The 25,577-nt window shown below is 37.2% G+C and carries 29 protein-coding genes; 4 read left to right on the forward strand and 25 right to left on the reverse strand.

From position 1 onward, the window contains the following. Positions 1-16: 16 nt before the first annotated feature. From lepB to ACQKEV_RS08845, 6 genes are all read right to left on the reverse strand, one after another. A complete protein-coding gene (lepB, locus tag ACQKEV_RS08820; RefSeq protein WP_427445864.1) occupies positions 17-577 on the reverse strand; it encodes a signal peptidase I in 561 nt (186 codons plus the stop codon). 51 nt (positions 578-628) lie between these two features. Then, positions 629-910 carry a hypothetical protein gene (locus ACQKEV_RS08825; protein WP_427445863.1) on the reverse strand — a complete coding sequence of 94 codons (282 nt, stop codon included), beginning with the start codon at positions 908-910 and terminating at the stop codon, positions 629-631. 706 nt (positions 911-1,616) lie between these two features. Beyond that, positions 1,617-2,987, reverse strand: coding sequence for an argininosuccinate lyase (argH, locus tag ACQKEV_RS08830; RefSeq protein WP_427445862.1), 1,371 nt, complete (start codon positions 2,985-2,987; stop codon positions 1,617-1,619). Further along, positions 2,984-4,192: an argininosuccinate synthase gene (locus ACQKEV_RS08835; protein WP_427445861.1), complete on the reverse strand. Its 1,209-nt coding sequence runs from the start codon at positions 4,190-4,192 to the stop codon at positions 2,984-2,986. Before ACQKEV_RS08835 ends, argH begins: the two co-directional genes overlap by 4 nt. A 161-nt stretch (positions 4,193-4,353) precedes the next feature. After that, positions 4,354-5,106, reverse strand: coding sequence for an SDR family NAD(P)-dependent oxidoreductase (locus ACQKEV_RS08840; protein WP_427445860.1), 753 nt, complete (start codon positions 5,104-5,106; stop codon positions 4,354-4,356). Continuing rightward, entirely contained in the window at positions 5,093-6,037 is a 945-nt protein-coding gene (locus ACQKEV_RS08845; protein WP_427445858.1) for an MBL fold metallo-hydrolase, read from the reverse strand. The genes ACQKEV_RS08840 and ACQKEV_RS08845 overlap by 14 nt, the downstream gene beginning before the upstream one ends. Positions 6,038-6,524: 487 nt before the next feature. On the opposite strand from ACQKEV_RS08845, the gene proC reads away from it, so the two are divergent. Together proC and namA are read left to right on the forward strand one after the other, a co-directional pair. Continuing rightward, complete coding sequence (proC, locus tag ACQKEV_RS08850; protein ID WP_427445856.1) at positions 6,525-7,337, forward strand: pyrroline-5-carboxylate reductase; 813 nt, start codon at positions 6,525-6,527, stop codon at positions 7,335-7,337. A gap of 49 nt (positions 7,338-7,386) precedes the next feature. Continuing rightward, the gene (gene namA, locus ACQKEV_RS08855; RefSeq protein ID WP_427445855.1) at positions 7,387-8,409 is read left to right on the forward strand and encodes an NADPH dehydrogenase NamA; all 1,023 of its coding nucleotides are present in this window, start codon (positions 7,387-7,389) and stop codon (positions 8,407-8,409) included. Between the two features lie 44 nt (positions 8,410-8,453). Here the strand turns inward: namA and speD are convergent, their stop codons facing one another. Then, positions 8,454-9,254 carry an adenosylmethionine decarboxylase gene (speD, locus tag ACQKEV_RS08860; RefSeq protein ID WP_427445853.1) on the reverse strand — a complete coding sequence of 267 codons (801 nt, stop codon included), beginning with the start codon at positions 9,252-9,254 and terminating at the stop codon, positions 8,454-8,456. Between the two features lie 198 nt (positions 9,255-9,452). Between speD and ACQKEV_RS08865 the strand changes: the two genes are divergently transcribed. Beyond that, positions 9,453-10,709 (forward strand): TolB family protein, encoded by a 1,257-nt coding sequence (locus ACQKEV_RS08865; protein WP_427457833.1) that lies wholly within the window; start codon positions 9,453-9,455, stop codon positions 10,707-10,709. 116 nt (positions 10,710-10,825) lie between these two features. Here ACQKEV_RS08865 and ACQKEV_RS08870 read toward each other — a convergent pair whose 3' ends face one another. From ACQKEV_RS08870 to ACQKEV_RS08950, 17 genes are all read right to left on the reverse strand, one after another. Continuing rightward, entirely contained in the window at positions 10,826-11,356 is a 531-nt protein-coding gene (locus ACQKEV_RS08870) for a hypothetical protein (RefSeq protein WP_427457836.1), read from the reverse strand. 41 nt (positions 11,357-11,397) lie between these two features. Beyond that, the gene (locus ACQKEV_RS08875) at positions 11,398-11,526 is read right to left on the reverse strand and encodes a hypothetical protein (protein WP_427445849.1); all 129 of its coding nucleotides are present in this window, start codon (positions 11,524-11,526) and stop codon (positions 11,398-11,400) included. A 32-nt stretch (positions 11,527-11,558) separates the two neighbouring features. Next, entirely contained in the window at positions 11,559-11,741 is a 183-nt protein-coding gene (locus tag ACQKEV_RS08880; RefSeq protein ID WP_427457839.1) for a hypothetical protein, read from the reverse strand. Positions 11,742-11,779: 38 nt separating this feature from the next. Then, positions 11,780-12,310 carry a GNAT family N-acetyltransferase gene (locus ACQKEV_RS08885; RefSeq protein ID WP_427445847.1) on the reverse strand — a complete coding sequence of 177 codons (531 nt, stop codon included), beginning with the start codon at positions 12,308-12,310 and terminating at the stop codon, positions 11,780-11,782. A 179-nt stretch (positions 12,311-12,489) separates the two neighbouring features. Continuing rightward, entirely contained in the window at positions 12,490-13,218 is a 729-nt protein-coding gene (locus tag ACQKEV_RS08890; RefSeq protein WP_427445845.1) for a GNAT family N-acetyltransferase, read from the reverse strand. A 420-nt stretch (positions 13,219-13,638) separates the two neighbouring features. Next, the gene (locus ACQKEV_RS08895; RefSeq protein ID WP_427445844.1) at positions 13,639-14,046 is read right to left on the reverse strand and encodes a hypothetical protein; all 408 of its coding nucleotides are present in this window, start codon (positions 14,044-14,046) and stop codon (positions 13,639-13,641) included. 443 nt (positions 14,047-14,489) lie between these two features. Next, the gene (locus ACQKEV_RS08900) at positions 14,490-14,933 is read right to left on the reverse strand and encodes a hypothetical protein (RefSeq protein ID WP_427445843.1); all 444 of its coding nucleotides are present in this window, start codon (positions 14,931-14,933) and stop codon (positions 14,490-14,492) included. A 26-nt stretch (positions 14,934-14,959) separates the two neighbouring features. After that, positions 14,960-15,283, reverse strand: a complete 324-nt coding sequence (locus tag ACQKEV_RS08905; RefSeq protein ID WP_427445841.1) for a hypothetical protein — start codon at positions 15,281-15,283, stop codon at positions 14,960-14,962. 123 nt (positions 15,284-15,406) lie between these two features. Next, complete coding sequence (locus ACQKEV_RS08910; RefSeq protein WP_427445840.1) at positions 15,407-15,700, reverse strand: hypothetical protein; 294 nt, start codon at positions 15,698-15,700, stop codon at positions 15,407-15,409. 644 nt (positions 15,701-16,344) lie between these two features. Beyond that, positions 16,345-16,740 carry a DUF4181 domain-containing protein gene (locus tag ACQKEV_RS08915; protein WP_427445839.1) on the reverse strand — a complete coding sequence of 132 codons (396 nt, stop codon included), beginning with the start codon at positions 16,738-16,740 and terminating at the stop codon, positions 16,345-16,347. 186 nt (positions 16,741-16,926) lie between these two features. After that, entirely contained in the window at positions 16,927-17,217 is a 291-nt protein-coding gene (locus tag ACQKEV_RS08920) for a hypothetical protein (protein WP_427445838.1), read from the reverse strand. A 17-nt stretch (positions 17,218-17,234) separates the two neighbouring features. Further along, positions 17,235-17,768, reverse strand: coding sequence for a GrpB family protein (locus ACQKEV_RS08925; RefSeq protein WP_427445836.1), 534 nt, complete (start codon positions 17,766-17,768; stop codon positions 17,235-17,237). 36 nt (positions 17,769-17,804) lie between these two features. Next, complete coding sequence (locus ACQKEV_RS08930; protein WP_427457842.1) at positions 17,805-18,245, reverse strand: hypothetical protein; 441 nt, start codon at positions 18,243-18,245, stop codon at positions 17,805-17,807. 80 nt (positions 18,246-18,325) lie between these two features. After that, positions 18,326-18,538 (reverse strand): hypothetical protein, encoded by a 213-nt coding sequence (locus ACQKEV_RS08935; RefSeq protein WP_427445834.1) that lies wholly within the window; start codon positions 18,536-18,538, stop codon positions 18,326-18,328. Further along, positions 18,531-21,569, reverse strand: a complete 3,039-nt coding sequence (locus tag ACQKEV_RS08940; protein ID WP_427445833.1) for an FtsX-like permease family protein — start codon at positions 21,567-21,569, stop codon at positions 18,531-18,533. Before ACQKEV_RS08940 ends, ACQKEV_RS08935 begins: the two co-directional genes overlap by 8 nt. Then, positions 21,541-23,076 (reverse strand): hypothetical protein, encoded by a 1,536-nt coding sequence (locus ACQKEV_RS08945; RefSeq protein ID WP_427445831.1) that lies wholly within the window; start codon positions 23,074-23,076, stop codon positions 21,541-21,543. Before ACQKEV_RS08945 ends, ACQKEV_RS08940 begins: the two co-directional genes overlap by 29 nt. Then, positions 23,069-23,764, reverse strand: coding sequence for an ABC transporter ATP-binding protein (locus ACQKEV_RS08950; RefSeq protein ID WP_427445830.1), 696 nt, complete (start codon positions 23,762-23,764; stop codon positions 23,069-23,071). The genes ACQKEV_RS08945 and ACQKEV_RS08950 overlap by 8 nt, the downstream gene beginning before the upstream one ends. Before the next feature lie 89 nt (positions 23,765-23,853). Here ACQKEV_RS08950 and ACQKEV_RS08955 point away from each other — a divergent pair, with 89 nt between their 5' ends. Then, complete coding sequence (locus ACQKEV_RS08955) at positions 23,854-24,588, forward strand: YdeI/OmpD-associated family protein (RefSeq protein WP_427445828.1); 735 nt, start codon at positions 23,854-23,856, stop codon at positions 24,586-24,588. 40 nt (positions 24,589-24,628) lie between these two features. On the opposite strand, the gene rnz is transcribed toward ACQKEV_RS08955, so the two are convergent. Beyond that, positions 24,629-25,576, reverse strand: coding sequence for a ribonuclease Z (rnz, locus tag ACQKEV_RS08960; protein ID WP_427445827.1), 948 nt, complete (start codon positions 25,574-25,576; stop codon positions 24,629-24,631). Position 25,577 lies beyond the last annotated feature (1 nt).

Genomic DNA, 25,577 nt, shown 5'->3' on the forward strand with positions numbered 1-25,577 from the left:
CTTGTCTTTCAATAAATTATTCAACCATACCAATTTCCTTAAGTGGCCAAAAGATTATGTTTGTTTTACCTATGACTTCCTCTAGTGGGACTAAACCAATGATTCGACTATCTGTACTGTTTCCACGATTGTCCCCCATAACAAACAAGTATCCTTCTGGAATTACTTTCTCTCCTGTCCGTTCTTCAAGGGTGAAATCTTCTGTTAGAATCCCACCGTTCATAAGTGTTTTATAAGAATCCAAATATGGTTCTTTCTGAAGTTCGCCATTGATATATAGTTGATCATTTTTGTATGCGACATGATCTCCAGGCAATCCAATCACTCGTTTGATATAGTCCTTTTTCTCAGGTGCGTGAAAGACAACGATATCGAATCGACTTGGCTCTCCAACTTCGTAGCCGATTTTACTAACAATCATTCGTTCTCCATTTTCAAGAGTCGGCATCATTGACTCCCCGTCGACAACGATTGGTGTAAACAAAAAGTGACGTATTAACCAAACAGCTGCAAAGGCAATAAGCAATGCTTTTGCCCACTCCCAAATTTCATTTTTTTCTTTTTTCACTTGTTCCATTTTACGACCTCCTGGAATAAAAAAGTTTGAGTTGGATTAAATCTTTAACCATTATTGAATCCATTCCATCACATATATCTTTTTATTTTTCTTATTTAATATGACGACTAAAAAGCTATTGTCTTCATTCAATTTATAAAAATACTGATTGTCTAATATGAATTGGACCGGATTATCTACGAGTACTTCCTGTTTATTTACTTCTACATTATTGTTAAGATCTTTTTGGAATTTCTCAATAAGTGTTGTTACCGTATCCAATGACGTTTCATCAATTGGTAACCACATATCTTTTGCCAATACTTTTTGGATTTGATAATAATCGTAATCCAAAATAGTGTAGGTAGCACCCTCACTAGGAAAACCCTCTCGACTCGTATAAACAACTTCAAATTTTTTAGGCAAAGGCAAGGATATATCTTAATTCAGTTTCCACTCCAATACTGTTGTGATAATTCCAATCATAAAAAACCCTGTTACGGTTATAATCCCCACAATAAATAATGAGAATATTCTTTTCTTACTCTTTTTCATTTACTTCTTTCCCCTCAATAAGACTCAAACGTATCCAATAGTTTTCACATTTTTAAAATTAATCTAATATTGACGACGAAAGGGAAAAGTTAAAAGTTTCAATACAGAACTAAGTTATTTATTCTCATAACCATTTACGAAAGTTAATCCTTTTTCAATTAAGGCGCGTCGTATCAAATCAAGCGCTTTCGGACCCATTCCATGTAATTTCAAAACATCAGCCTCACTAACTTTGGTAAATTGCTCAAGTTGAATGTATCCAGCTACATCAAGTGCTCAACGTGCTGGCGCTCCTATTGAGGTTGGGATGTCACTTTTTAAACTACTATTATTTTTCGTCATTACTTCTCACCTTTCTTGATTGTTTATTCAAAATAAAATTGATAAATATTAATTTCTATAGTCATCCACTTATGTCCTTCTTCCTACCTTTTAAAAAACGGAACACATATAAAACACAAAAAACATCCCGCCTGTAAGCAAATGCTTAACAAGCGGGATGTTTTCATACTAATGATTTTGCTTTTTCAATTTGCAAACGGACTTGGTCAAAACCAGTTCCCCCAAGCGAATTTCTTCGCTTGACTGCCGCTTCGGGTGACAGTATATCGTAGATATCGGGTTGGATTAAACTACTGGCTTCCTGCAAGTCTTCTATCGTTAGGTCCAACAAGTAAATGCCGCGCTGGATACATAGGAATACAAGCTTCCCTGTGACTTCATGTGCTTCACGGAATGGCATGCCTTTTGTTGCCAAGTAATCGGCGAGTTCCGTAGCATTTGAGAAATCTTGATGCACCGCTTCATTTAAGCGTTTTGTATGAACTGTCATGGTTCTGACCATGCCTTCAAAAATTTGAAGTGATCCATTTAAAGTTTGAACCGTATCGAACATGCCTTCTTTGTCTTCTTGCATGTCTTTGTTATACGTGAGTGGCAATCCTTTTAGCGTTGTAAGCAGGCTAAATAAGTTCCCATACACACGACCCGTTTTTCCGCGAATCAATTCGGCCATATCGGGGTTTTTCTTTTGAGGCATGATGCTGGAGCCTGTGGCGAACGCATCGTCGAGTTCAATAAATTGAAACTCCTGGCTCGACCACAGAATGATTTCTTCAGCGAAACGCGATAAGTGCATCATCACAAGTGATGCATTACTTAAAAATTCCACGATGAAATCACGGTCACTCACGGCATCCATGCTATTTTGGTACACTTGCTCAAACCCAAGGGTATTGGCTGCTTTTTCGCGGTCAATTGGGAATGTCGTACCTGCAAGTGCACCGGCACCTAATGGTGAAATATCAATTCGTTTAAGTGATTCGGTCAAACGTTCCTGATCACGCTCAAGCATCCAAAAGTAAGCCATCAAATGATGGGCAAACGATATCGGTTGTGCGCGTTGCAAATGCGTATAACCAGGTGCAATAGTTTCAATATGTTGTTCTGCCTGCGTCAAAATGGCTTTTTGAAAAGCTTTGATGCTTTCGATAATTTCCACAACACGATGCTTTAAAAAGAGGTGCATATCTGTTGCTACTTGGTCATTTCGACTGCGACCCGTATGCATCTTGCCACCAACCGGTCCAATCAAATCAATCAACATCTTTTCGAGATTCAAATGAATATCTTCATTTGCAACTTCAAACACCAGCTCTTCCTTTGCTGCTTTTTCTTTCAGTTGCTCCAAGCCATCTACGATTTTACTTACATCTTCTGCAGATAAAATCCCACAATCGCCGAGCATTTTCACATGTGCCAAACTGCCCGTCAAGTCTTCCATGACGAGTTGCTGATCAAAGCCGATGGATGCGCCAAATTCATCCACCCACTCTTCAGCAGACTTTTGAAAACGGCCGCCCCATAGTTTGGTCATACCGACACCTTCTCTTTTCCTTTGTTGACCATGGCATGAACTTTTGTCGGAAGACCCCATAGTTCAATGAAGCCCACGGCAGATTGATGGTTGAATTCATCATCCGTTGTATAAGTAGCAAGTTTTTCATCATACAGTGAATTCGGAGATTTACGACCTTCGACAATGGCGTGACCTTTAAATAATTTTACACGCACCACACCGTTCACATACACTTGTGTTTCTTTTAGGAATGCTTCAAGAGCCACTTTTAATGGTGAGAACCATAATCCTTCGTAAATCAGTTCCGTTAATTTTTTCTCGATGACCGGTTTGAAATGTGCCAGTTCTTTTACAAGCGTAATGTCTTCAAGTTCTTTGTGGGCTAATAATAGTGTGTGTGCTCCAGGAACTTCATATACTTCGCGTGATTTAATTCCAACTAAACGATTTTCAACGTGGTCGATACGTCCGACGCCGTGTTTTCCAGCTACGATATTTAACTCGGAGATAAGCTCAGCTAGTGGATAAGCTACATCGTTCAATGCGACTGGTACACCTTGTTCAAATGTAATTTCAATCATATCTGCTGTATCTGGTGTATCTTCGAGTGCAACAGTCAAATCATAGGCATCCGCCGGAGGTGCAGCCCATGGGTCTTCCAAAATGCCACATTCATTCGAACGACCCCAGAGATTTTGATCAATTGAAAACGGGCTATCCAAATTGATTGGAATTGGAATGTTATTTTTCTTTGCATAGTCAATTTCTTCTTCACGGGACCAGCCCCATGCACGAACAGGTGCAATTACTTCGAGAGAAGGATCCAGTGCTTTAATCGATACTTCAAAACGCACTTGGTCATTGCCTTTTCCTGTACAGCCATGAGCTACGGCATCCGCACCTGTTTGTTGTGCGATTTCAACCAACTTTTTAGAAATCAATGGACGTGATAAAGCGGAAACCAAGGGGTATTTCCCTTCATACCAAGTATGAGCTTGAAGTGCGAGCAATGCATATTCGTTTGCAAATTCTTCTTTTGCATCGACCATATAACTTTCAACAGCACCAACTTGAATGGCTTTCTTTTTAATGAACTCCAAATCTTTCCCTTCACCAACATCTAGACAAACAGCGATTACATCATAACCTTGTTCTTTTAACCATGGAATTGCTACGGAAGTATCTAGGCCACCTGAATATGCGAGAACTACTTTTTTGTTCATATGTTATTTTCCTCCTGAATGTATTTTTATTCATCTTTTATGAATTAATATACACGAATGATAACATGTAATAAAAATGTATACAAGTGAATACTCATACATTTAAAAAGTTTAACTATTCAAAAAAAGAACAACCGCTATGGTTGCTCTTTTTCCCGTGTTTATTTTTTCATAAAAAAATCTCGTCCTATTCGTTCAATTAGCGATGGAGCCAGATTGTATGCTTTACTCGAAATGCCCATGTACCAAGGCAAGTCCACTTCCCGCACCGGCTGGTCAATTACTCGAACGATTGCACTGGAAACTTCTCCTACAGATAATAAAAACTTTTCTAGTGAATTTTTATATGTACCTGTTGTATCCGCTAAATCCAAAAATGGTGTATCAATAGGTCCAGGATTAATCGTTGTCACGTGAACCCCATAAGGCTGAACTTCCATTCTAGTAGCATTCGCATAACCAAGAAGCGCGTGCTTCGTTGCTGCATAGACGGACGCTTTTGGTGTAGCAACTTTCCCAGCTTGGGAAGCGACATAAATAAGATGCCCTGATTTCCTTTCCAACATGAAAGGTAAAATCCTACTCGTTAATTTCATAGGTGCTGTTACATTGATTGTCATCATGTCATCAATTTGTTGGTCAGAAGTGTCATGTGCCAAAGCAAATGTTCCCACACCAGCGGAAAATACAATGACATCAGGAGCTGGACATTGACTACATACATTCTCTAAACCATGATCAGTTAGCAAATCAGCTTCAATTGTATGAATTCCAAGAGAACTGAGTTTCTCAAGCGCAGATTTGGAACGACCTGTTGCATAAACGGTGTATCCTTGCTTGTGTAAATCATGTGCGACTTGTAGACCTACGCCACTTGTCGCACCTGTAATCAGGACTGTTTTAGGCTTGACCATAAGTGAATACCCCATTTTGATCTCGCGATTCGATTGCAAGTCCTTCAGCAAGTAAATAATCCACTTGTCCAATCGTTTCAGAGAGTGTCAGACCGAGCTCTTTTTCATAAACAGATGGAAATAATTTTTGTGTGATTTCAAAGATAGTCAGTTGTGTCTCTGCAAGCATCGCATGTACTTTCATCGCACGATCATGTTGTTTTTCCAATCGATGTGCAATCAATGCATGAACATTGTATACTTCATTCCCGTGTCCACTGTATATTTTCTCTACCGGCATGGCCATGACTTTTCTTAATGATTCATTATATTGAATCATCGCTTGAGGTCTTCCGGCACTAGGGTCAAGTGGTGGTTCAATCAAAGGATTTGAAGAAATTTTTTCTAATATATGGTCCCCACCAATCATTTCTTTACTTTCAGCGTGCCAAAAAGAAACGTGGCTCTGTGCATGACCTAGTGTTTCCACAACCGTCCAACCTGGATGGCCTGGAAGTGCATCGCCCTCCTCCACTGTCATATCAAGTGGACGATTGCCCATGAAAGCAACTGGGCGTTTCATTTTTTCGACCCAGGCATGATATTTTTGCGGAACGCCTTCTTCAATCAATCGTTCTAAATAAAATTCATCATGATAGGCAAAAAACGCTGGATCCCGAGTCAACCAAAGATCATTATAGGCATGGCCATATACTTTAGCATTTGGAAAAGCATCAATCCAGCCTGCATGGTCTGGGTGATGGTGGGTCAAGAATACTTGCTCAACATCATTGAACGTATAACCCGCTTCCTTTATTCCACATTCGAGTGCTGTATAAGCTTCTGGTGTTTTTGGGCCCGCATCAATTAACGAAAGCGAATCTCCTTTTAATAGATAGGCATTGACATCTCCAACAGCAAAAGGTGTCGGCAAAATAAGTTTGTGGATCATATGGCATTCTCCTTAAAATGAATCACTATTCACTCTATTGTACAAGTTTTCCATGTTCACGTCACTTTTCAGGATAATTAATGGGTGAGCACGATTGAATCGTAAAAGTTGAAATGAAATGGGGAAAGTTCACACCGTTGTTGCATATACTGAAATTACCCAGAATTCTTTTAACTATTCTTCTGTTGACATCCATTCATATGCAAGTCTATAATTTCAATAATTTAGAACGTTCAGGCTTTGATAAAGATCAGTAATCGTGTTGAAGGAATGTAGAGATTGTGTTCACCGGCTGAAAGACACACTTCCCTCTCACAGGATGAACCTACTTTGGAGCCGCCATGCAAACATGGCCGTGCCTTCGCGATAAGAAGGAACAAGTTGTGCTCCATGTGGGGCAAAACAAGGTGGTACCGCGGAAACATGCGTTTTCGTCCTTTTATTAGGACGGGAGCGCATTTTTTTATACAAAAAAGGAGGAGTAACAATGAAAACGATTGTATTTGTTGGAGCGGGTTCAATGGCGCAAGCGATGATTCATGGCTGGATGAAAGAAGCGACTGTTTCCCCGGAGAACGTATTTGTAATGAACAAATCCGATCGCAAAAAGTTGACTTCTCTTAACGAAACATACGGCGTTCAAGTCGTTTCTGAAAACAAAGATGTTTTAAAAACAGCTGATTTAATTATTTTGGCGATGAAGCCTAAAGATGTTCAGGCGGGCATGCAGGCAGTAGCCCCTTACCTTTCCAAAACTGCTGTAGTGCTGTCAATTCTTGCAGGAGTTCCTATAACGACAATCGCTCAAGGACTTGGCGAACGTCCAATTGCCCGTTGTATGCCAAATACGTCGGCTACAATCGGAATGTCTGCAAGTGCAGTAGCCTGGAATGAACTGATGACTCAAACTGATAAAGAGGAAATCTTGAAACTTCTGGGTACAATTGGATCTGTCATTGAGGTAGAAGAAGATCAACTACATGTCATTACGGCTTTATCCGGTAGTGGTCCAGCATATGTTTATTACTTTGTCGAAGCCTTTGAAAAAGCTGCAGTCGCAAGTGGACTTGACCAACAAATTGCTCGTAACTTACTCGTCCAAACATTGGCCGGGTCAGCTGAGATGTTAAAACAATCATCCGATTCTCCATCTACGCTGCGAGAACATGTCACAAGTCCTGGCGGGACAACGGAAGCCGGGATTCAAGCATTGCAGGAGAAAGGGTTTATCGACATGCTTGGAAGTTGCTTGAACGAAGCTGAATCACGTTCTCGTGAGCTTGGGAAGCGCTATATTTAGGGTGAATTTGCTATACTACCTCATATACATAAAGGAGGAATAACATTTTATGGCAAAAGCTAAATTATTTGAAGAATATACAATAAAAAATGTGACGTTCAAAAATCGAATCGTAATGGCACCGATGTGCATGTATTCAAGTCACAATCAAGATGGGCAGGTTGAAGATTGGCATCGTGTTCACTACCCAACTCGCGCTGTGGGTCAAGTTGGCTTAATCATATTGGAGGCTACTGCCGTCTTACCTGAAGGTCGAATATCTGCACAGGACCTTGGCATATGGAGTGATGAACACACAACCGGATTATCTGAACTCGTTCAATCCGTGAAAGTGCATGGCTCAAAAACTGGCATCCAGCTTGCGCACGCAGGCCGTAAAGCAACGGTGGATGGTGACATTTTTGCCCCTTCTCCTTTAGCATTTAATGATCAATATAAAACACCGGTTGAAATGTCAAAAGATGATATTGCTAAAACAGTTAATGCTTTTAAAGCAGGTGCAATCCGTGCGAAAGAAGCTGGATTCGATGTCATTGAACTGCACGGTGCGCATGGCTACCTAATCAATGAGTTTTTATCCCCACTTACGAATAAACGCACGGATGAATACGGCGGAAGCGACGAAAATCGTTACCGTTTACTTCGTGAAGTAATTGAAGCAGTACGCAGTGTTTGGGAAGGACCATTATTTGTCCGCATTTCTGCACACGATTATACGGAAGGCGGCATGACACCAGAATCCTATGTAACGATGACCAAATGGATGAAAGAACAAGACATTGATTTGATCGACGTCAGTTCAGGAGCGAATGTTCCAGCAACGATCGATTCCTTCCCCGGCTATCAGGTGAAGTTTGCTGAAACAATCAAACATGGGACACCGATTGCGACAGGTGCAGTAGGAATGATCACTTCCCCACTTCAAGCTGAGGAAATTCTGAAAAATGAACGTGCAGATTTAATCTTTTTAGCACGTGAATTATTACGAGATCCATACTGGCCTTATCGTGCAGCTAAAGAACTTCGCACAGAAATAAAATCACCGGTACAGTATGAACGTGGATGGTTATAAGACTATAGAAAAAAGGACCCAATTGGGTCCTTTTTTGCGTCTATTTAAGACATATTTTTTGCGTAGAAGATTTCATCCATTTCTTTTTTCAGCTTCTTCGTAATCTCGATCTTTTCTTCTTCAGACAATGTATCTTCCTTGTATCCAAATAAGTAATTGTTAAGATCGAATTTTTTCAGCTTACATTTTGTATGGAAGATATTTTCCTGGTAGACGTTCACATCAATCATTTGGAAAACGTCCTGAACGCTCTCAGGAATGTAGTTCTGGATGGAATTGATGTCATGATCGATAAAGAGTTTATGACCTTCAACGTCTCTTGTGAAGCCACGAACACGATAATCAATGACCATAACATCGGTTTCAAATGAGTGAATCAAATAATTCAATGCTTTTAATGGAGAAATTTCGCCACATGTTGAAATATCGATATCTGCACGGAATGTACTGATACCTTCATCAGGATGGTATTCCGGATATGTGTGAACGGTTATATGGCTTTTATCCAAATGACCGACTACTGCATCAGGACCTGGAGATTGCTTGAAAGATTCCAGTGGGGACTCGTCAACTGGTCCCTCTGAAACCAAAATCGTTACACTGGCCCCTTGTGGTTCATAATCTTGTTTGGCAATGTTTAAAATGTTTGCCTCAATCATATCTGAAACGTTGGTTAAGATGTTTGTCAGACGCTCTGCATTATACTGTTCATCGATATAATTGATATACGCCTCTCGCTCTTCCTTTGTTCTTGTATAGCAAATATCATACATGTTGAAACTTAATGTTTTAGTTAAATTGTTAAAACCGTGTAATTTAATTCTTTCATTCGGAGTTAAACTCATTTTATGTAATCCCCTTCTCAATTGATTATTAGACAAATTTCGCAATTTGTATTCTTCACAGGCTATATTTTTCCCGAATCCATTATTGTGAAACATACAGTCAATTATATCACTTTTTACTAAACGGCAAAAACTTTCCCATTTTCACATGTGTAAGTTCTAGTATACGGTACAACATATCAACTAAGAGGTGATGATATGGCGAGGCTTGTTTATCTGTTTTTGATAGTTTGTTTTTTACACCCTTCCATGACGAATGCGGCACCAACTGATTCGACCGTAAAAGTCGCCTATATTAAGGATGGCTATTTGTGGATCAAAGATAAAGGGTTAGAACAAAAGTTGACTGATCAAATAGCAAATTATCCTAATCCCCCGCAATGGTCTTTTGATGGGAAAATGCTTCTTTATCAAAAAGAAGTACCTGCTACTATAAATGATAGTCAAGGCACTGAAAGTGAATTGTGGGTGTATGATTTAAAAACCAAAAAGCATCGTAAAATTTTTTATGACGGATACAATCCAAAATGGTCGCCAATTGAAAACATTGTAGCGTTTCAAAATGGTGGTGTGTTGAACATATCTGACTTAACTAGTTTTTATAACATCTCTCTCGGAGTAGATGATTATGCATGGCAGCCGAATGGGAAGGGCTTTATCGCATCATCAAGTGCTTCCTTAAGACCAGATGGATGGACAAATCCAATCCTTTATACTATTTCATTAACGGGCGGCAATCAAAACATCAGCGATTTATCTACAAATGCGAAAAAATTCTTTGTGGTTCCAAAAGAACTCCAGAAAGATGAAGTCAAAATCCCTTCAATCAATGTCCAATCATTTGCCTATTCACCAAATAACAAATGGATATCTTTTATTGTGTCCCCTACCGCTTCTTGGTCGATGGACAGTAATATGCTTTGTGTCATTTCAGCAGATGGGAAAGAATTTACCGTTCTTGACGAGGTCATCTTCGAATTCAATCCAAAGTGGTCATTTAAGGATAGTTTACTCGGCTACATCGCAGGTGGAGGACGTATCGTATTTGGTTTCAAAGATAAAGACTTAAAAGTAACTGAACTCCCTGCATACCATACTTTGACCCTTACGCCAAAAAACTATGCAGATATGGGTTTCACATGGGTAAACGAGCGTTCTCTTATTGTATCCAGGGTGAAAGAAAGTGAATGGTCAAATGACCCTGAAAAGCGCCCAAAACCATCATTGTATTTCTTAACTCTGGGCAGTCAGAAACAATTGAAAATTACGATCCCTCCAAAAGATCAAGGTGATTATTATCCACAATTTTTGCCTTCGATTAATAAAATCACTTGGGTAAGACAAATCGATATCGCGAATACTAAAGGGGATTTATGGATAGCTGATCCGAATGGTGAAAACGCGCACATTTGGATAGAAGATGTTGGACCGTACTCTTTCTATCCTTCATCATGAGAAGGATTAACTACTTATACAAAATTAAAGCCAACTCTGAAGAAAGAGTTGGCTTTAATTTTGTACATGATATAGGGATTTTAATGCTCTGTTGTTTCCTTCTGCACTCATTATGCTTAATGATTTTGAATGAACAATGTTCCATGGTCATCCACTGAATAGAAAAAAATATCTAAATTCGTCATGGGAGAAGAAAGTTCAATTGCATATCCATATTTCAAAGTTCCATTATCTTGCACTTCGAAGTAATGATAACTTTCAACAGCTCCATTATTTTTTAACCTTTGTAATTCTTGCATATAAAAAGACCTGAATTTCTGAACATCTATATAGGTTGTGTAAAAATTGGAGCAACCGTCTTCTTGGAATTTAATGAATGTCCTTTCTGGTAGACGCACAGAAAAACTTTGTAGCGCCTCACTAAATTCACATTGATAAGTATCATTAGTAAATAAGTAGCTCTTTATCAAATTATTGAAACCCAAATTCCAAAAGTAGAATTGGATTAAAAGGAACAACGGTAAAACGATTGAAAGAATTTTTTTAGTTGGAGTACTCCCTTTAATCCAATAAAGAATTATTGTAAGTACAATAATCGAAAGAACAATGAAAATGGTGTATGGAATGTAAAGTATATTTCCTGCCATCATCAATTCTCCTTCTTCAAGACGGTCTTCTTTGATAAAAATTATTTTGTCAATGAAATAGTCTTTTCTTGACTCAATCTTTCTACTTCTTGCTCCAATACATGAAGTCGTCTATGAATGCGATAAAAAATCGGTAAATATGCAACAACGACGATCAATAACCACCCCATACATGCACTACCTCCCTAAAATTCTAAAGCTATCAATCCATTCCTCCACCCGAATGATTGTTGTTATCTCCCATCCGGTAATTCGTATCATCCCCTGGCTTCGCATGTGGATGTGTTGATCTAAATGGGTGATTATTAATCTTCTTTCTTCTCCAGTCAATGTACACTCCCAAGCCGAAAAGCATTGTGAACATAGCACCAAAAAACCATCCCAATGTGACCCCTTCCCTTCATTTCAAGCATTATGTTGATATTAAATAAGAAAATCTGTCCATTCACCATTTTCAAATGCAAATTTTTCTCTCGTACATTCCAATTGAAAACCGGTTTTTTCTGCTAGACGAATGGAATGTAAATTGTCCGTATTAATATGCAATTCAATTCGATGAAAACCTAAGTTCTTAAACACCCATTCCTTGGTGGCAGATACACTTTCGGAACCATAGCCAATATGCCAGTATTGATTATGAAGGGAGTACCCCATCATAGCCCATTGATAATCTAGCCTTAAGATCTTGCATAATTCAACTTTGCCTACATTCACTCCATCTTCTTTACGAAAGACTCCGTACTGGTACATTTCATCATTAATTGCTGCTTTATTAAATCCTTCAATCCAGTCGCAAAACCAGTCAAAAGTGGAAGACGGCATATCTGAAGGGCGTCCATCGTCATATTTATATTGGGATGGACGCCTGTTGTCATATTCCGCGTACCAATTCTCATAATCTTCATTTTGATATGGGCGAATAATTAACCTATCCGTTTCAATTTTGATTTCCAACGAAAAAAACTCCTTTATTCGAACATTATCTAAATGGTGAGTTCATATGTAACTAGTTGATGTTGTTCTTCAAAACCCACCTTTTTGTAAATGGAAATGGCTGCTTCATTACTCCGTTTAACACATAAAGTTATTTCATTTATTTCATGAAAGGAGAATAAGAATTTCAGACTTTCGTTTTACAATTGTCTCCCTATTCCTCTGTTTCTTGCATGAGGAGTAACGGAAAAGAAATGAATATCCCCTTCTGAAAAGTTCGGATTCGCTTCACAAAATACATAACCAAGCAATTTCCCATCTGAACATGCAACAAATACTTTATGTTCGCTATTGATTTTCTTGATTATTTCTTTAGCTGTGAAATAAGCATGCTTAAATGCTTCCTCATGCAACAATTTGAAAGAATTGTATTCGTTGGGTGTCATTTCTGCTACATCACAATTTGCTTCATTAGATCGTTGAAGATGTGAACGAGTGATTGTCAGAATCGAATGCTCACCTTTATTTGTAGCCCCTAGCCATTTCATAAAAGAAATACAATTGGTATTATGTGACTGATAAAAACCAAGTGCTTTATTAAGGGACAATGGAAGTTGTTTTACTAATTTATCCCACATCATAATGGAGACTTGCTGCCATTCATCATGGTTGACAAAAGGTCCCCAAATTTCAGCATTCCTTGTATTCCCATCGATATCAAAACCAAGAACGCCAATCATTTTGTCATTTTCGTAGGCTACCACTAATGACTCTTCCAAGGGGAAATCTGAGAAATCATTCAACAATGTATGTAAAATCTCTTCTTCATTTATTCCACAATATCCAACATGATGTAGGGTAATCTTATTCATGTTAGCAATGAACGTAGAAACAGCCTCAACGTCCTTAGAGTATTTAAGTTCAATCATGGTAAACCCTATCCTCAATAAAGTTTTCTGAATAATTAACTTAATTATAACCTTTACGAATATGGAAAACATCTGTTAATTTGGTTTTACTTTCCAAGATGTTTTAAATTATTAATTGTAATCTGTCTAACTTTAATAAATACAAAAACACTGGATTAAAGTCTAAGCCTTTCAGTATTAAATCATTTTCCTTAATTAAAAACCAAAAAAGGCACCCAATTATCATAGAACAATTGGATGCCCTTTATTATTGTTAGATCAAGTTTTGCATCTACTTTACTTCCTAATTGCACACATAATTAACAGTTCAAATAACAGAATAACAATTTTAATTGTTATTGAGCTAATCGACTATCTATTAGGCAACTAGAACGGTAGCACTCGTGGTTGAAAACAGTATTATCTATACGGAGATGATCATCAGTCCCCTTGAGTTATTTCTATTTTAAATGCCTTAGGGTTCAAATTGTTTTTTATTATCGCTTCTTTAATAATCTTGTTAACTTTTTCTTTTTCTTGTGGAGTAACCACCGCGTTATTTGGCATTATAATGTTAAGTCTAATATCATCTTGAGAATATATCATCCCAGCAATAGAATAGTTGTATTTTTCTTTTTTCATTTCTTCATTCACTTGATCATAAAACCCTCCCTTTTTTTCAAGGAGTTCTTGAAAGTCATCTACTTCTTTTAGTAAGACTTCACTTGCCTTTTGGGACATTTGAGAAGAAGCTTTTTCTTCTTTTACAAAGACCTGAGTGTAAATAAATAATGCTACAACAATTAAAAGTAATCCAACTCCGAATACACTAAACTTCCCTAACTTCACGCAGACAACTCCTATTGTGTTTTTCTAATGATATGTCTGAGCAAATGGAAATAGCCGTTAAAATAACCCCCAAATGAGGTAGTTTTCGCGCTTTCTGTTCCATAAGAATGGCAGCATGTCCTTCAACTAAGCACCCGTTTAATAGGGAATTATTAATTTTTTTCATTTATCCACTCTTTGTATTCAGGTAAAGTTGGGATTGTTGGATCCTCCACAAGGGAATGGGACTGATTGGTTTCAATTTTTTGTATGCTTATATCTATCTATATAGAAACTAGATTCGAAAGATTTGGTATCTCATTAATAAACAAATGGAAAAGGATTGTACCCTCTTAATTTGGGTCCAATCCTTTTAACTTGTTAACGATTAAAATGAGAATAAATTTGTCTTTTCTTTATCTAAAGCACTCGTTTGTTGAAGAAAAGGTATATAAATCGAGATGTTATATTCTTATGTCACCAATCTTATTTAGAACTCCCCTAAATTTACTCTGTATTTTTCTACATTTATCACTTCTAATTAATTCATCAATGAACCAAAAAATGAAAGCAGACAAAACTGCACTAACAAAGAAGAAGTTATTCAATAAACTATCTACATCTAAAATAAGTATATATCCTTCATGTGCCCACAGTTGCATTGGAAATAATACTAATAATGCGCCAATAAATACATGAATAATGAACGCCATAAACATTCGATAAAAACCTCTTAATCTTTTAGTAATTAAGTCAGAAAAAATAGAGGATGTTGTTCCATATATTAAAACAATTGGTAGTAGGTACATCCCTAAAAAGAGACTCACCGCAATTTCTTCAAATACTGAATAAATAATAAGCATAATTGCACTAGCAGTAAAAGCAGAAACTATTTTTCTGACAATCAAAAGACCGCACTCCAATCTACTTAAATTTATTTAAACGCATCTTCGACTGTTTTTATCTCAAACTTCATACGGTCCAAATCCCAAACGTCAGCATCAGCATTAGAAAAGACAGTTACTTTAAGTTTCTGCCCAATTTTATATCTCTCTACATTATCTACAGGTATTTCGTAAATATTTCCGTCTTTTCTGCCTTCATCTAACCCGTCATATTCTTTAATAACTAACATTTCTTCTTTAACAAGGATTTCCTCTACTGTTCCAGTGAAAGTAAAGTCCTCTTGATAATCAGAACAGCCAGTAATGAATAAAAAAATCAATAATAATAAACTTATTGTGATTTTATTTTTCACAATAACACCCCCTTGAAAAATTAGATGCATAATGTGAACTAAATTGTCCTATTAGTTCAAAGAAGAAAAATAGTTACTTAAGCAACCCTATGATCTTTAACTAAACACCAATTCGTTGAAGAATTACTGTTTAAACCCAAACCTCGTTTTTACACTAGCCCCTTTTTCATTAGCCTCTATAACAGCATACGGAATACCAAAAAAAGTATAAGCAACTACTTCAGCAGTAACTGGAGGTTCATCTTGTTCATTAAGAGAAACACCGTAAGAGATAATAATTAACCTTTCAACAGCATTATCTAAGGTTAAATTAGTGATGGAGAGTGCATCTGACACAAGCTGTCTATCTTCAACTTTAAAATCTTCTACATTCGTTTTTAACAAATATGGTGGTATGAATGCTAATAAACTAATCACGATTAAAATGCCATTAACACTTTTAAAAATGTTTTCAAATACATCCCCCTTAAGTAATAGGAAAGTTCGAACCCTTTACTAATACGTTTCTTTATCCTAAAAGTTCCAATTCATACTTCAACTGTTGCGTTAGTTGAAGAAGATTAGGTCTTTAATCCTTATTGATGCAAAGCCCTTTTGAATAAGGCTCCTATTTTCAATCCTAAAAACTAATACATCATCAGATATTTGAAAATCTATTTTTTCGCCTCAATTCCCCCTATTAATTGACGTTCATAGTAATCTAGATTTCTCATTTAACCTCCTCCGTTACTCAAATAAGTTCAACAAAAATAGACATTAATCCCTCTCGGATTAATGCCTTCAATTTACAAAAACATTGAGTTAGCAATTTTAAGTAAATCATCTACTGTTATATGCCATATATACAACGATAGCTACATAACGAATTTTGATCATTCTTAACCTCCAATACTAAACTAAAGCACCAGTTCAACAAGATAAATTTTCTAATTCGTTTTTTCGGATTAATAACCTTAATTCCAACAACAACGAATAGCACTATATCTTTTTTACAAATTTTCCCGTCCAAATGATAAAACTCAAATTGAATATTAATTATATGACTTGGGTAGAAGGTAGTTTTATGGTGTAATAAAAAAATTCGCTTTAAATAGAATGGCGATGGCAATTAACATTAAGATACCTTCAGTAAGAGTTAGAATAGCTTGTTTGGGATTCTGTGAATAATTCCTCTCAAAAAAAGCTCTCACTGGATAATCTAGTCCAATGATAATAAGCGGTATTAGTAAAAGGTTAATTGAATAATTTTCAATCAGTACCATGATATTAGTTACCATAATGGTAATAACAGAGGTAATTCTGATTCCCCAATCTATCTTTTTATGCAAATCATTAATGTAGTTATATGAAAAAAATGGCTTTTTTTCTTTTTCAATGTTAAGCATCTTCCTTAAGAAAAGCTTAACTCCCATATTTAAAGCAAAAACAATCAATACAAAAAAAGCCAATTTCACCATGATCAGATGAGCCTCCGATGAGTTTTTTATGAAAAACGCGATATGTTTATTTAGTTGGTATTTTTGTTGTTCGGATGTACTTCTTCCGATTTACCCTACTCAGTAGGGAGACATTCATGTTTATGAAGCTGATAAGAAATAATTCTATTTTTATTTCACTACAGAAAGTAAATTGAATACCGCATTCTAATTGAAAAATTCCAGCCAACTCGGGTAATCATACTGTCCCTTAGAAATCTGAAAGAAGCTCCCCATGAACCCTAGGTGAACGATTCCGTGTTCATAAGGCAATGCCTGCACTGAATAAGTTGAAAAAAGATAAAAGTTTATTCTTTCTACGACTACATCTTCTGGAATCTCTAAGCCAATCGTTTCTTCACTAAAAATTAAATAATCATGTTTGTTTGGATTGAATACTAGAGAAATGATTAGTAGAGACAGTAATAGTAGTAAGGTGATGATTTTTATTCTACTCATTCTCTCTGACTCCTATCTCATCCATTTAGTCTCTTCGCATATATTCCTTTCACGAATTCTTCCTTATGATCTGTGTACGCCAGAATGCCTTTATCAGATTTCTTAACGTAATCCAATTTGAGTTGCTCATATTCTTTTCTAATTGTTTCATGCGAGTTTAAATAGTCTCTGAAGAAAATCAAATTCTTCCAGAGTTCTTTTTCGTATTCAACCAAATGAATGAAATGCGTTTTCTCCTCAGAAGTGTCATCTGTAAATTTTGCAAATACTACTTCTCCAAGACGTTCTATCCGTAACCTTAAAAAACCAGCTTTTTTAAAACCATCCGTAACTGGTTTTTCAATTTGGTTTATTTCATCAAGACCAACCACAATATCCACAATTGGTTTTGCCATGATCCCTTTAATAGATGTGCTGCCAATATGTTCAATCCGATTATTTTCGATTTGAGTATGCTTTTGTATCTGCTGTTTTATCTTGATAAATTCTGCATCCCATTCAGATGTATGTGGTACTAATAAAACCTCATCTTTTTTTAATCCTAGTTTCAAATCCATACTCCCCCTTTAGTGATATTGATGATTGATTTATGGTGCTTGGATCCTATCAGTAGTATTTAATAAAAACTCTTTCAGTAGTTGAGTTTCTTCTTGCGTTAAATGACCAAGGCCTTCTTTCTCGCTCCCACCGTTGATTGTTGCTGTATTATCCGCATTAAACCAAATTTTATATTCATATAAGCGTTCGGGCATATTTTTATCAGTTTCCCACCACAGTGTAACTTGAACATCTTCCTCACGAGACATAGATGGCATTTTGTTCGGTTCCCATTTAATTTCTTTGAATGCTTGATCAATATCAATTAAACTTTGTTCATCAAGAATCATCCAGGTTCCTTCTGACTTGTCATCGGGATTAGTGATTTCGAAATACACTCTAGTTAATGTAGGCGAAACTACATTGCTGCAGCCAACCAGTACGAACATTATTAATGAAATAATGTAAAAACGTTTAAGTATAAATTTCATAACTTTCTCCTTCAATCGGTTTACTGTAAATAAGGAATTTACAAAGAAATAAGTTCCATTAATATAGAGTAATTGTTTTGTCATAGAGAACATTTAGACAAAAGAAATATGACGACTATGCCTAGAAGCACCGTCAAAATCGTTGACATACAACCGCCTTTAGCTAATGCTCCTAAATCACCGACCATTGATCGGTTAACGGCATCTGCGAATTCAATTGTAGGGATTTTTTGTTGTTTCTTAGGCTGTTTGAATTCTGTTTCTACCTCATGATTTTCATGTTTATCACTCAAGCTCCAACCATCCTTCCAAAAATTCACTGAAATCTTCTTCAAAGTAGTCATTGAAGAATGCTGCAAAAGCTTGACTATCGACATATTTAAATTGAAATTCATTGAAGTATGCAGATAAGAATCGAATTGCTTCCTCTTGCCCACCGTGTTCCTTAAAGAAATCTCTTAAGAGAAGAGGCGTTTTCCCATAAACAGTTGAAATGTACTCTGATTGAAACCTATCCAAAGGAATATTGACTTTTTCACTCGGGGTTACACTTTGAAAGAACTTGGTCGGCAACTCGAATGCAAGGTTCTCATCACCATACTTGTTTGACAAAAATAACGATGTTGCAAATGTAGTAATCCCTTCGTCCAGCCAAGCATCCTTATATGGATCATTCGAAACTATATAATAGAACCATTGATGGGCGATTTCATGGACCAGTGTGTTTTCAAAGTAATCTGCTTGATCATTGACTTCCACAACATTTGGATATTCCATTCCACCGTTATTTGCGATAATATCCAATTCTTTTGTCGGATTGTCTCCCAATTTCTCTTCAAAATAGCTGAATGCTTCATTTGCAACCAAAGACATCTTTTCCTTTATGTCGGACTGATTCGCTGGCACAAACAGTCTGATTGTGGTGTCATTTACTTTAGTAGATTTACTAGACCAATGATCTGGCTTTAAAAGGGCCAAATAGAAATCTTTGATATTTTCTCCTTTAATCACTCCTGAGGAGGACGGACCAACTTTACCTTCATCCCCGGAGCTAACCACCAGATAATGATCAGGAAGGTTGTACTTTATTTCATAATTGCCGTAGCTAGTATGGTAGGATTCACCCTTAGCATCGAAGTCCTTAATATTCCAGCCTTCTTCTTGATAATGCCCAAGCATTGGATACCATTGCGCTAGAAAGAAGCTTTGATTGATTTTTGATAAACGAACACCGTTATCAGGTATTTTTAATGTATAGTCAATTTTCACTGTTTTAGTTTCACTTGGTACAAGGTTTGTTCCTAGCTTCAACAAAAGTTTACTATTCGTTAATTCGTAAGGTACGTCTTTCCCATCCGATATAATCGATGTAATAGAAACATCAGCTTTATCAAGTAGAAATTCTGGTTTGTATTTTTCCGTAAATGCATTAGGAATGAAATAAAAACCGATGTCTTTCCAAGAATCCTGTGACTCATTTACAACATCTATTTCTGCACTGATATGAAATATATCTGATTTATCTAAAACGACATCCAAGTAGTAGTTTCCACTTGCTCCAGGCTGGATTTTTCCTGGGCTTACACTATTTGTTGCGGGAGGTATATCGACAACTACAGTTCCTTCTGCATACTCCAGTGTATCGATGAACAAGACCAGCTTGCCGTGACTTTTTGGCACTTCAAAGGTTACGACAACACTTACTTCACCAGGCATAAAAACACGAAGATTATTCCAACTATCCCCTTTAATTGTCTCTACATCTTTTACGAGATACTTATTTCCGTCTTCATCAAACAATTTATAAAGCTGAGGCTTAAAGATATACGAGAATTCGTCTTCACTTTCTTCTTTTAGCGTGACCGGAATGGATAACAAAGTATTTTCCGGATTTTCAGGATGTAAGTTTGGTAAAGGTTTTGTTAACTCTCCAAAAGTTAAGGTTGGTCGGAATGGTTTATCATCAGGATTTGTATTTTCACCTAACGATAAAACTTTCCACGCATTTGATTTTAATTCGGCAAATGCATCACTTTCCTCTACTGGTTTTTCTTCCTCTTCCAAAGGCAACTCGACTTTTTCATTTGTCTTTTTTGAAACTTCAATCATTTCCCCTTCAGTTTTCGAGTCACTATGAGTCGCAACCTTATGAGTCGAATTTTTTTCTAAATCTGGAATCGATAACATAAGTAGAATTAGCACTCCGACAAATAGAGCTGATCCTGAAAAACTAAAGACCACCTTGAAATGTTTTTCCGTTTTTTTAGAGTTCGTAAGCCCTCCGCTTATCGCCAAGTAGGGCTGAATTCCCACGGCTTTTTCTGCTGGTAATATGGCGCCAACAATTCCTGTAATAACAGGAATAATTAAAGTTCCGACTAAGAATGTCATTTCGTTCGTTGGGAATTGTCCATACATCGTAAAGATAATAAAGAGGGCAATTCCTAACCCGACAATACCTGCAATGACTCCACAAATTAATCCTTCAAATAACACAAGCAATCTCGTTTGTTTATTGTGCCATCCCACTGCTTTTAAAACGGCGATTTGTGGTTGTCTTTCTGCAACGTTTTGCCACATGATTTCGGCAGTAGTCAAAACGGCAATCAGTAATGCAACACCCATTGCTACGTAGTGCATCGTTCCAACTTCCAGTGCGACAAATTCACCGAGCCAAGTAGAATACAAGACTCCTTTTAATCGGAATGTGACGAACAGGAAAAATATGAATAAACTGGTCGGAACAGCGATTGCAACGATAGAAAGGATGCTTCTTTTCCACTGTGTAAACAAATAATTTATACTCATTCCAAAAACCGACTCAGCTTTTACAATTCGTTTATATATATTGGATATTTCTCCAGATTTCATCGTCTCGTATGGTCGAATCTTTTGAACCAACCACGCCGGTATCAGAGCTCCCAACAAGTAAATGGACAAGCCACTAACTCCAATCAAAAGGATTCTTATACCCGATGTTTCGATACTATTGGTCACTAAAAATAAACCGAGAATGCCCCAACTGATGAATGCTACAATTAGTCCGAGAATAGTGGATTCTAAAAAAAGCATTTTCGATAATTGTGACGGTCTCCATCCCAAGGCTAAAAGGACGGCAAACTCCTTTTTGCGCGCATACATCATGATAAGGTTTGAGGAAAATACATAGACGATCGCAACCAGGATGACACTCGCAATGACTCCTGATAAACCGAGCTTAGTTTCTTGGAATATGGAGATTGAAGAACCTAATTTTATCCACGGTTGCTGGACCCATCCAAGCGCTTTCTCACCTTCAAGTCCTGGCAAATGGGTTAATGCCAATTGTGGAGAAGATCCAAGTGTTATATCTGTTAATTCCTGTCTTTTGCTCGATTTCGGCTGCTACTTCCTGCAACAACTTTTCACTATCTTCATTCATGGTTTCCACGTCTTTAACATTCACTCGAATTGCCGAAATAGGAGTATCTCCCAGTATTTTCGCAGCCGCTTCAAGCGTCGTAAGCATTAATGGCGGTTTCGTCAAAAATCCATATTCATCATTCGTTGGCTTCATGTCTGTCGGTGGATTAACAGGCTTATTGTCAGAATCCATCACCCATTGCGCTTTCGCTGGGAAATAAGTTTCCATCGGTAATTCAGTTAGTGGGTCCTTTGAAATTTTGAGTTTTTGTGGATCAAATATCCCGACATAATTCATCCGTACTCTTGGCCATTCTGAACTATCTTCACTGAAAGGGTTAAATTGTCGATACATATGTTTGATTAAAAAAGGTGAATCTTCAGGAAGGGTAAATGGTTCTATTTCGTAAGCATACGGCCATCGCTCACCAAAAGGACTTGTTACAGGATTGTATTTAACTGTTGATGGTTTAAAAGCAATCCAGGAGAAATCAGGTAGACGTAGAATTCCATCATAAGAAGGATTCAATATTTTAGTTAGTAATTTTTTATGGACTTCATTTGTGGAATAGGAATATTCCTTAATCGGCATTCCTGGTAGTGTTTCTAAATAGGTTTTTCCTCCTTTCGATTTAATGTCTTCCACAATTTGTTGCTGGTTTTGATTAAATTGAATATCTAGCTTTTCTATTTTATAAGTAAGGCTTGCATCTACGAATTCTTGATTACTAACGATTATGGGTATGCGGGTGTCAGTAATTCCGTCGTTTGCCTCTTCATTCACCTTGTCAGTACTATTAAAGTATCGGCTATTACCATCTGTTATCATTGCCTGATCAATCCCAACGAGTGCCGCTTCAGCCTCAGGATCAATACCAGCTATCATGACATTCGTTCCATATGTCAATGTGTGCATCCCAGGTGATACTCCATAACTTGTTGCATCTGCTGGTTGCCACGCACCTACTGCCACATAATGACTTTCATCAGTTGTCTCGATTTGAGCGCCAGTGTTCGTCTTCTCAAGCATGTTTATACGATAAATTCCGGGATCAGTAATATTGGGATTTTCCAACTCGACATAATTTGTATCTGATCCTATCATCGCGATTGGTGCGGCAATGGAGACATTTTCAATTTCTTTTATTTTTTCATATTGCTCGAGACTAATACCGCCTTCGAGACCGCTTAAATAATTGGGTTCCAAGAGGTTCAAGTCTTCAGTGATACTGCGACTCCCTTGTGGACGGACGACTAGATGATAAGACGATTGCCACCTTTTTTGAAGTTCATCAACCACAGTCCCATTATTAGCTTGTGTGATGCCGATCAAATAACTGAGTCCTGTACTTAAAATCAACACACCGACTAATAGCAAAATAAAACGTTCTTTATTACGCCACCATGAATTCCAGATGAATTTAAGCATGTTGTTTTACCAATGTGTCGGAAATAATTTCCCCGTCTCTCATCTCCACCTTGCGATTTGCGCGCTCCGCAAGCGACGGATCATGTGTGACAAAGAGAACGCCACACCCTTTCTCTTTGTTTAAGGAAAGAAGTAACTGGAAAATAATTTCGCCTGTATCCGTATCCAAATTTCCTGTTGGTTCATCGGCTAGTAACCATTTTGGTTCATGAACTAAAGCACGCGCAATAGCCACACGTTGTTGCTGTCCACCAGATAATTGAGAAGGTAAGGAATTTGATTTGTCTTTAAGACCTACCAAGTCAAGCAGTTGCTCAGCACGTTGTTTTTTATCGTAGCTGACCTTCCTTCCAAACAAAGGAGCCATGATATTCTCAAGAGCGGTCAACGTGGGAATAAGATGAAACTGTTGAAAGATAAATCCAATGTTTTCAAAACGGAAATCGGCCAGTTTCTTGTTGTTCATTTGACTGATGGGTTGTTTTTCATAAAGCATTTCTCCTGCAGATGGAATATCAAGTGTTCCAACAATACTTAATAATGTTGATTTACCTGAACCTGATGGACCAATGACGGATACAAATTCTCCTTCATTCAATGTCAAGTTCACATTTTTTAATGCGTAGGTTTCAATTCCATCGCCTTTAAATCGTTTCTCTATCTGTCTGCATTCGATTAAATTTTTCAAAGTTAATCCCCCATATAGAATAATTTTTCTATTTCGTTTATTCTAAATATAACAAAGAGATTTATAATATCATATGTTTTTTGTATATTATGGAAATCCTTAGGTGTTTTAAATATATAAATGAAGAGAGACAAGAGGAGATTAAGATGAATTCTACGAAAAGCGTTATTGAAAAATTAGGCATACATAAATACTCTACGAAATTAATCTTGAACAAGCCGGAAAATGTCCATGATTTTAACGAATTACACTATGATACGAACATAAAGGAAGCTCGCTACCAGTTCGTGTGCATCTTTACTTTTACAATGGAAGATTTCACACAACAATTAAACACAGTCATTGAAAAGAATTTGATCGAAGACAATGGCTATCTGTATTTTGCTTATCCCAAAAAGAACAATCCAACCTATCAAGAATATATAGAACGCGATCGATTTTATGAAGATTTATCACTTGATGAAGATGGGTATGTGCGAAACAGTCAGATTAAATTTTCGCGCATGGTCAGTCTAGATGAAACATTTACGATTGTCGGTTTGAAATCATTCCCAAAGAAACCGAAAAAAGCGGACAGCACAAAAAATAGCCAGTGTGTCGATGACTATATCGAGTATGTCGACCATATTAAAGAGTATTTAAGCAACAAGGAAGATTTACTGAATGCCTATAACCAATTGACATACGGCTACCAAAAAGATTGGGCACGTTTTGTGTATAGTGCAAAACGAGTTGAAACCCAGGAAAAACGCTTACTGGAAATGGAGAACGTGCTTGGGGAAGGCTATAAGTCGATGGATTTATATCGAAGAAAGAAAAAATAATCGCAAAAAAGCGTACCTGAATGATTACTTCCAGGTACGCTTATTTATTTTTGATTCGTTTTAATTCATCTTGCTTCAATTCATATTCCGCAAAGTCTTCCGCTACATGGATGGAAGGAAAGATGGATAATCCTTGTTTTCGGAGTTCTTCAGCTTGGCTCGGTAAAAATCTAGCACTGATATGTTGAACAATAAGATGATTGGCTCCACTCTCTTTCGCAACTTGTGCTGCCTGCGTAATGGTTGAATGGCCATATGGTTTTGCCAGTTCTTCGGTACCAGCATCAAAGGTTGCTTCATGAATGACGATATCGACATCTCTGCTTAATTCGATCGATGCCTGGCAATACCGTGTATCCCCAAGAATACTTATAGAAAATCCTTTAACTGGCCCTGCGGTCACATCCTGACTTAAAACGGTTTGACCATTTTCTAAAACTACATCCTGCCCATTTTTAAGTTTTGCCAACAACGGTCCTTTCGGTACTCCCATTTCAACGGCTTTTTCGATTAATAACTGCGGAGGCAATGGTTTTTGAATGACTCGAAAGCCAAAACATGGAATGACATGGTGCAACAGTTTGGCTTCAACAGTAAATTGATCATCTTCAAAAATAATACCTTCTTTAATTTCGACAAAGTTCACTTTATACTGCAAAACGGTACGAGATATGCGAAGTGTCGTTGTAATCCACTCTTCGATTCCAATCGGCCCATAAATGGTCAATGGTTCTTGCCCGTCCATAAAAGAACGAGAACCCAGTAAGCCTGGCAATCCGAAAATATGATCCCCATGCAAATGGGTAATAAAAATTTTTTCGAGCTTTCTTGGCTTTAAGGTTGTGTGTAACATTTGATGCTGGGTCGCTTCACCGCAATCAAACAACCAGAACGTTCCTCTTTCTTGCATCAATTTTAATACGAGTGCGCTTGTATTTCGTTGTTTGGAAGGCATACCAGCGCCTGTGCCTAAAAATTGTAATTCCATA

The organism is Paenisporosarcina sp. NPDC076907 (assembly GCF_050269735.1).
Classification (GTDB): domain Bacteria; phylum Bacillota; class Bacilli; order Bacillales_A; family Planococcaceae; genus Paenisporosarcina.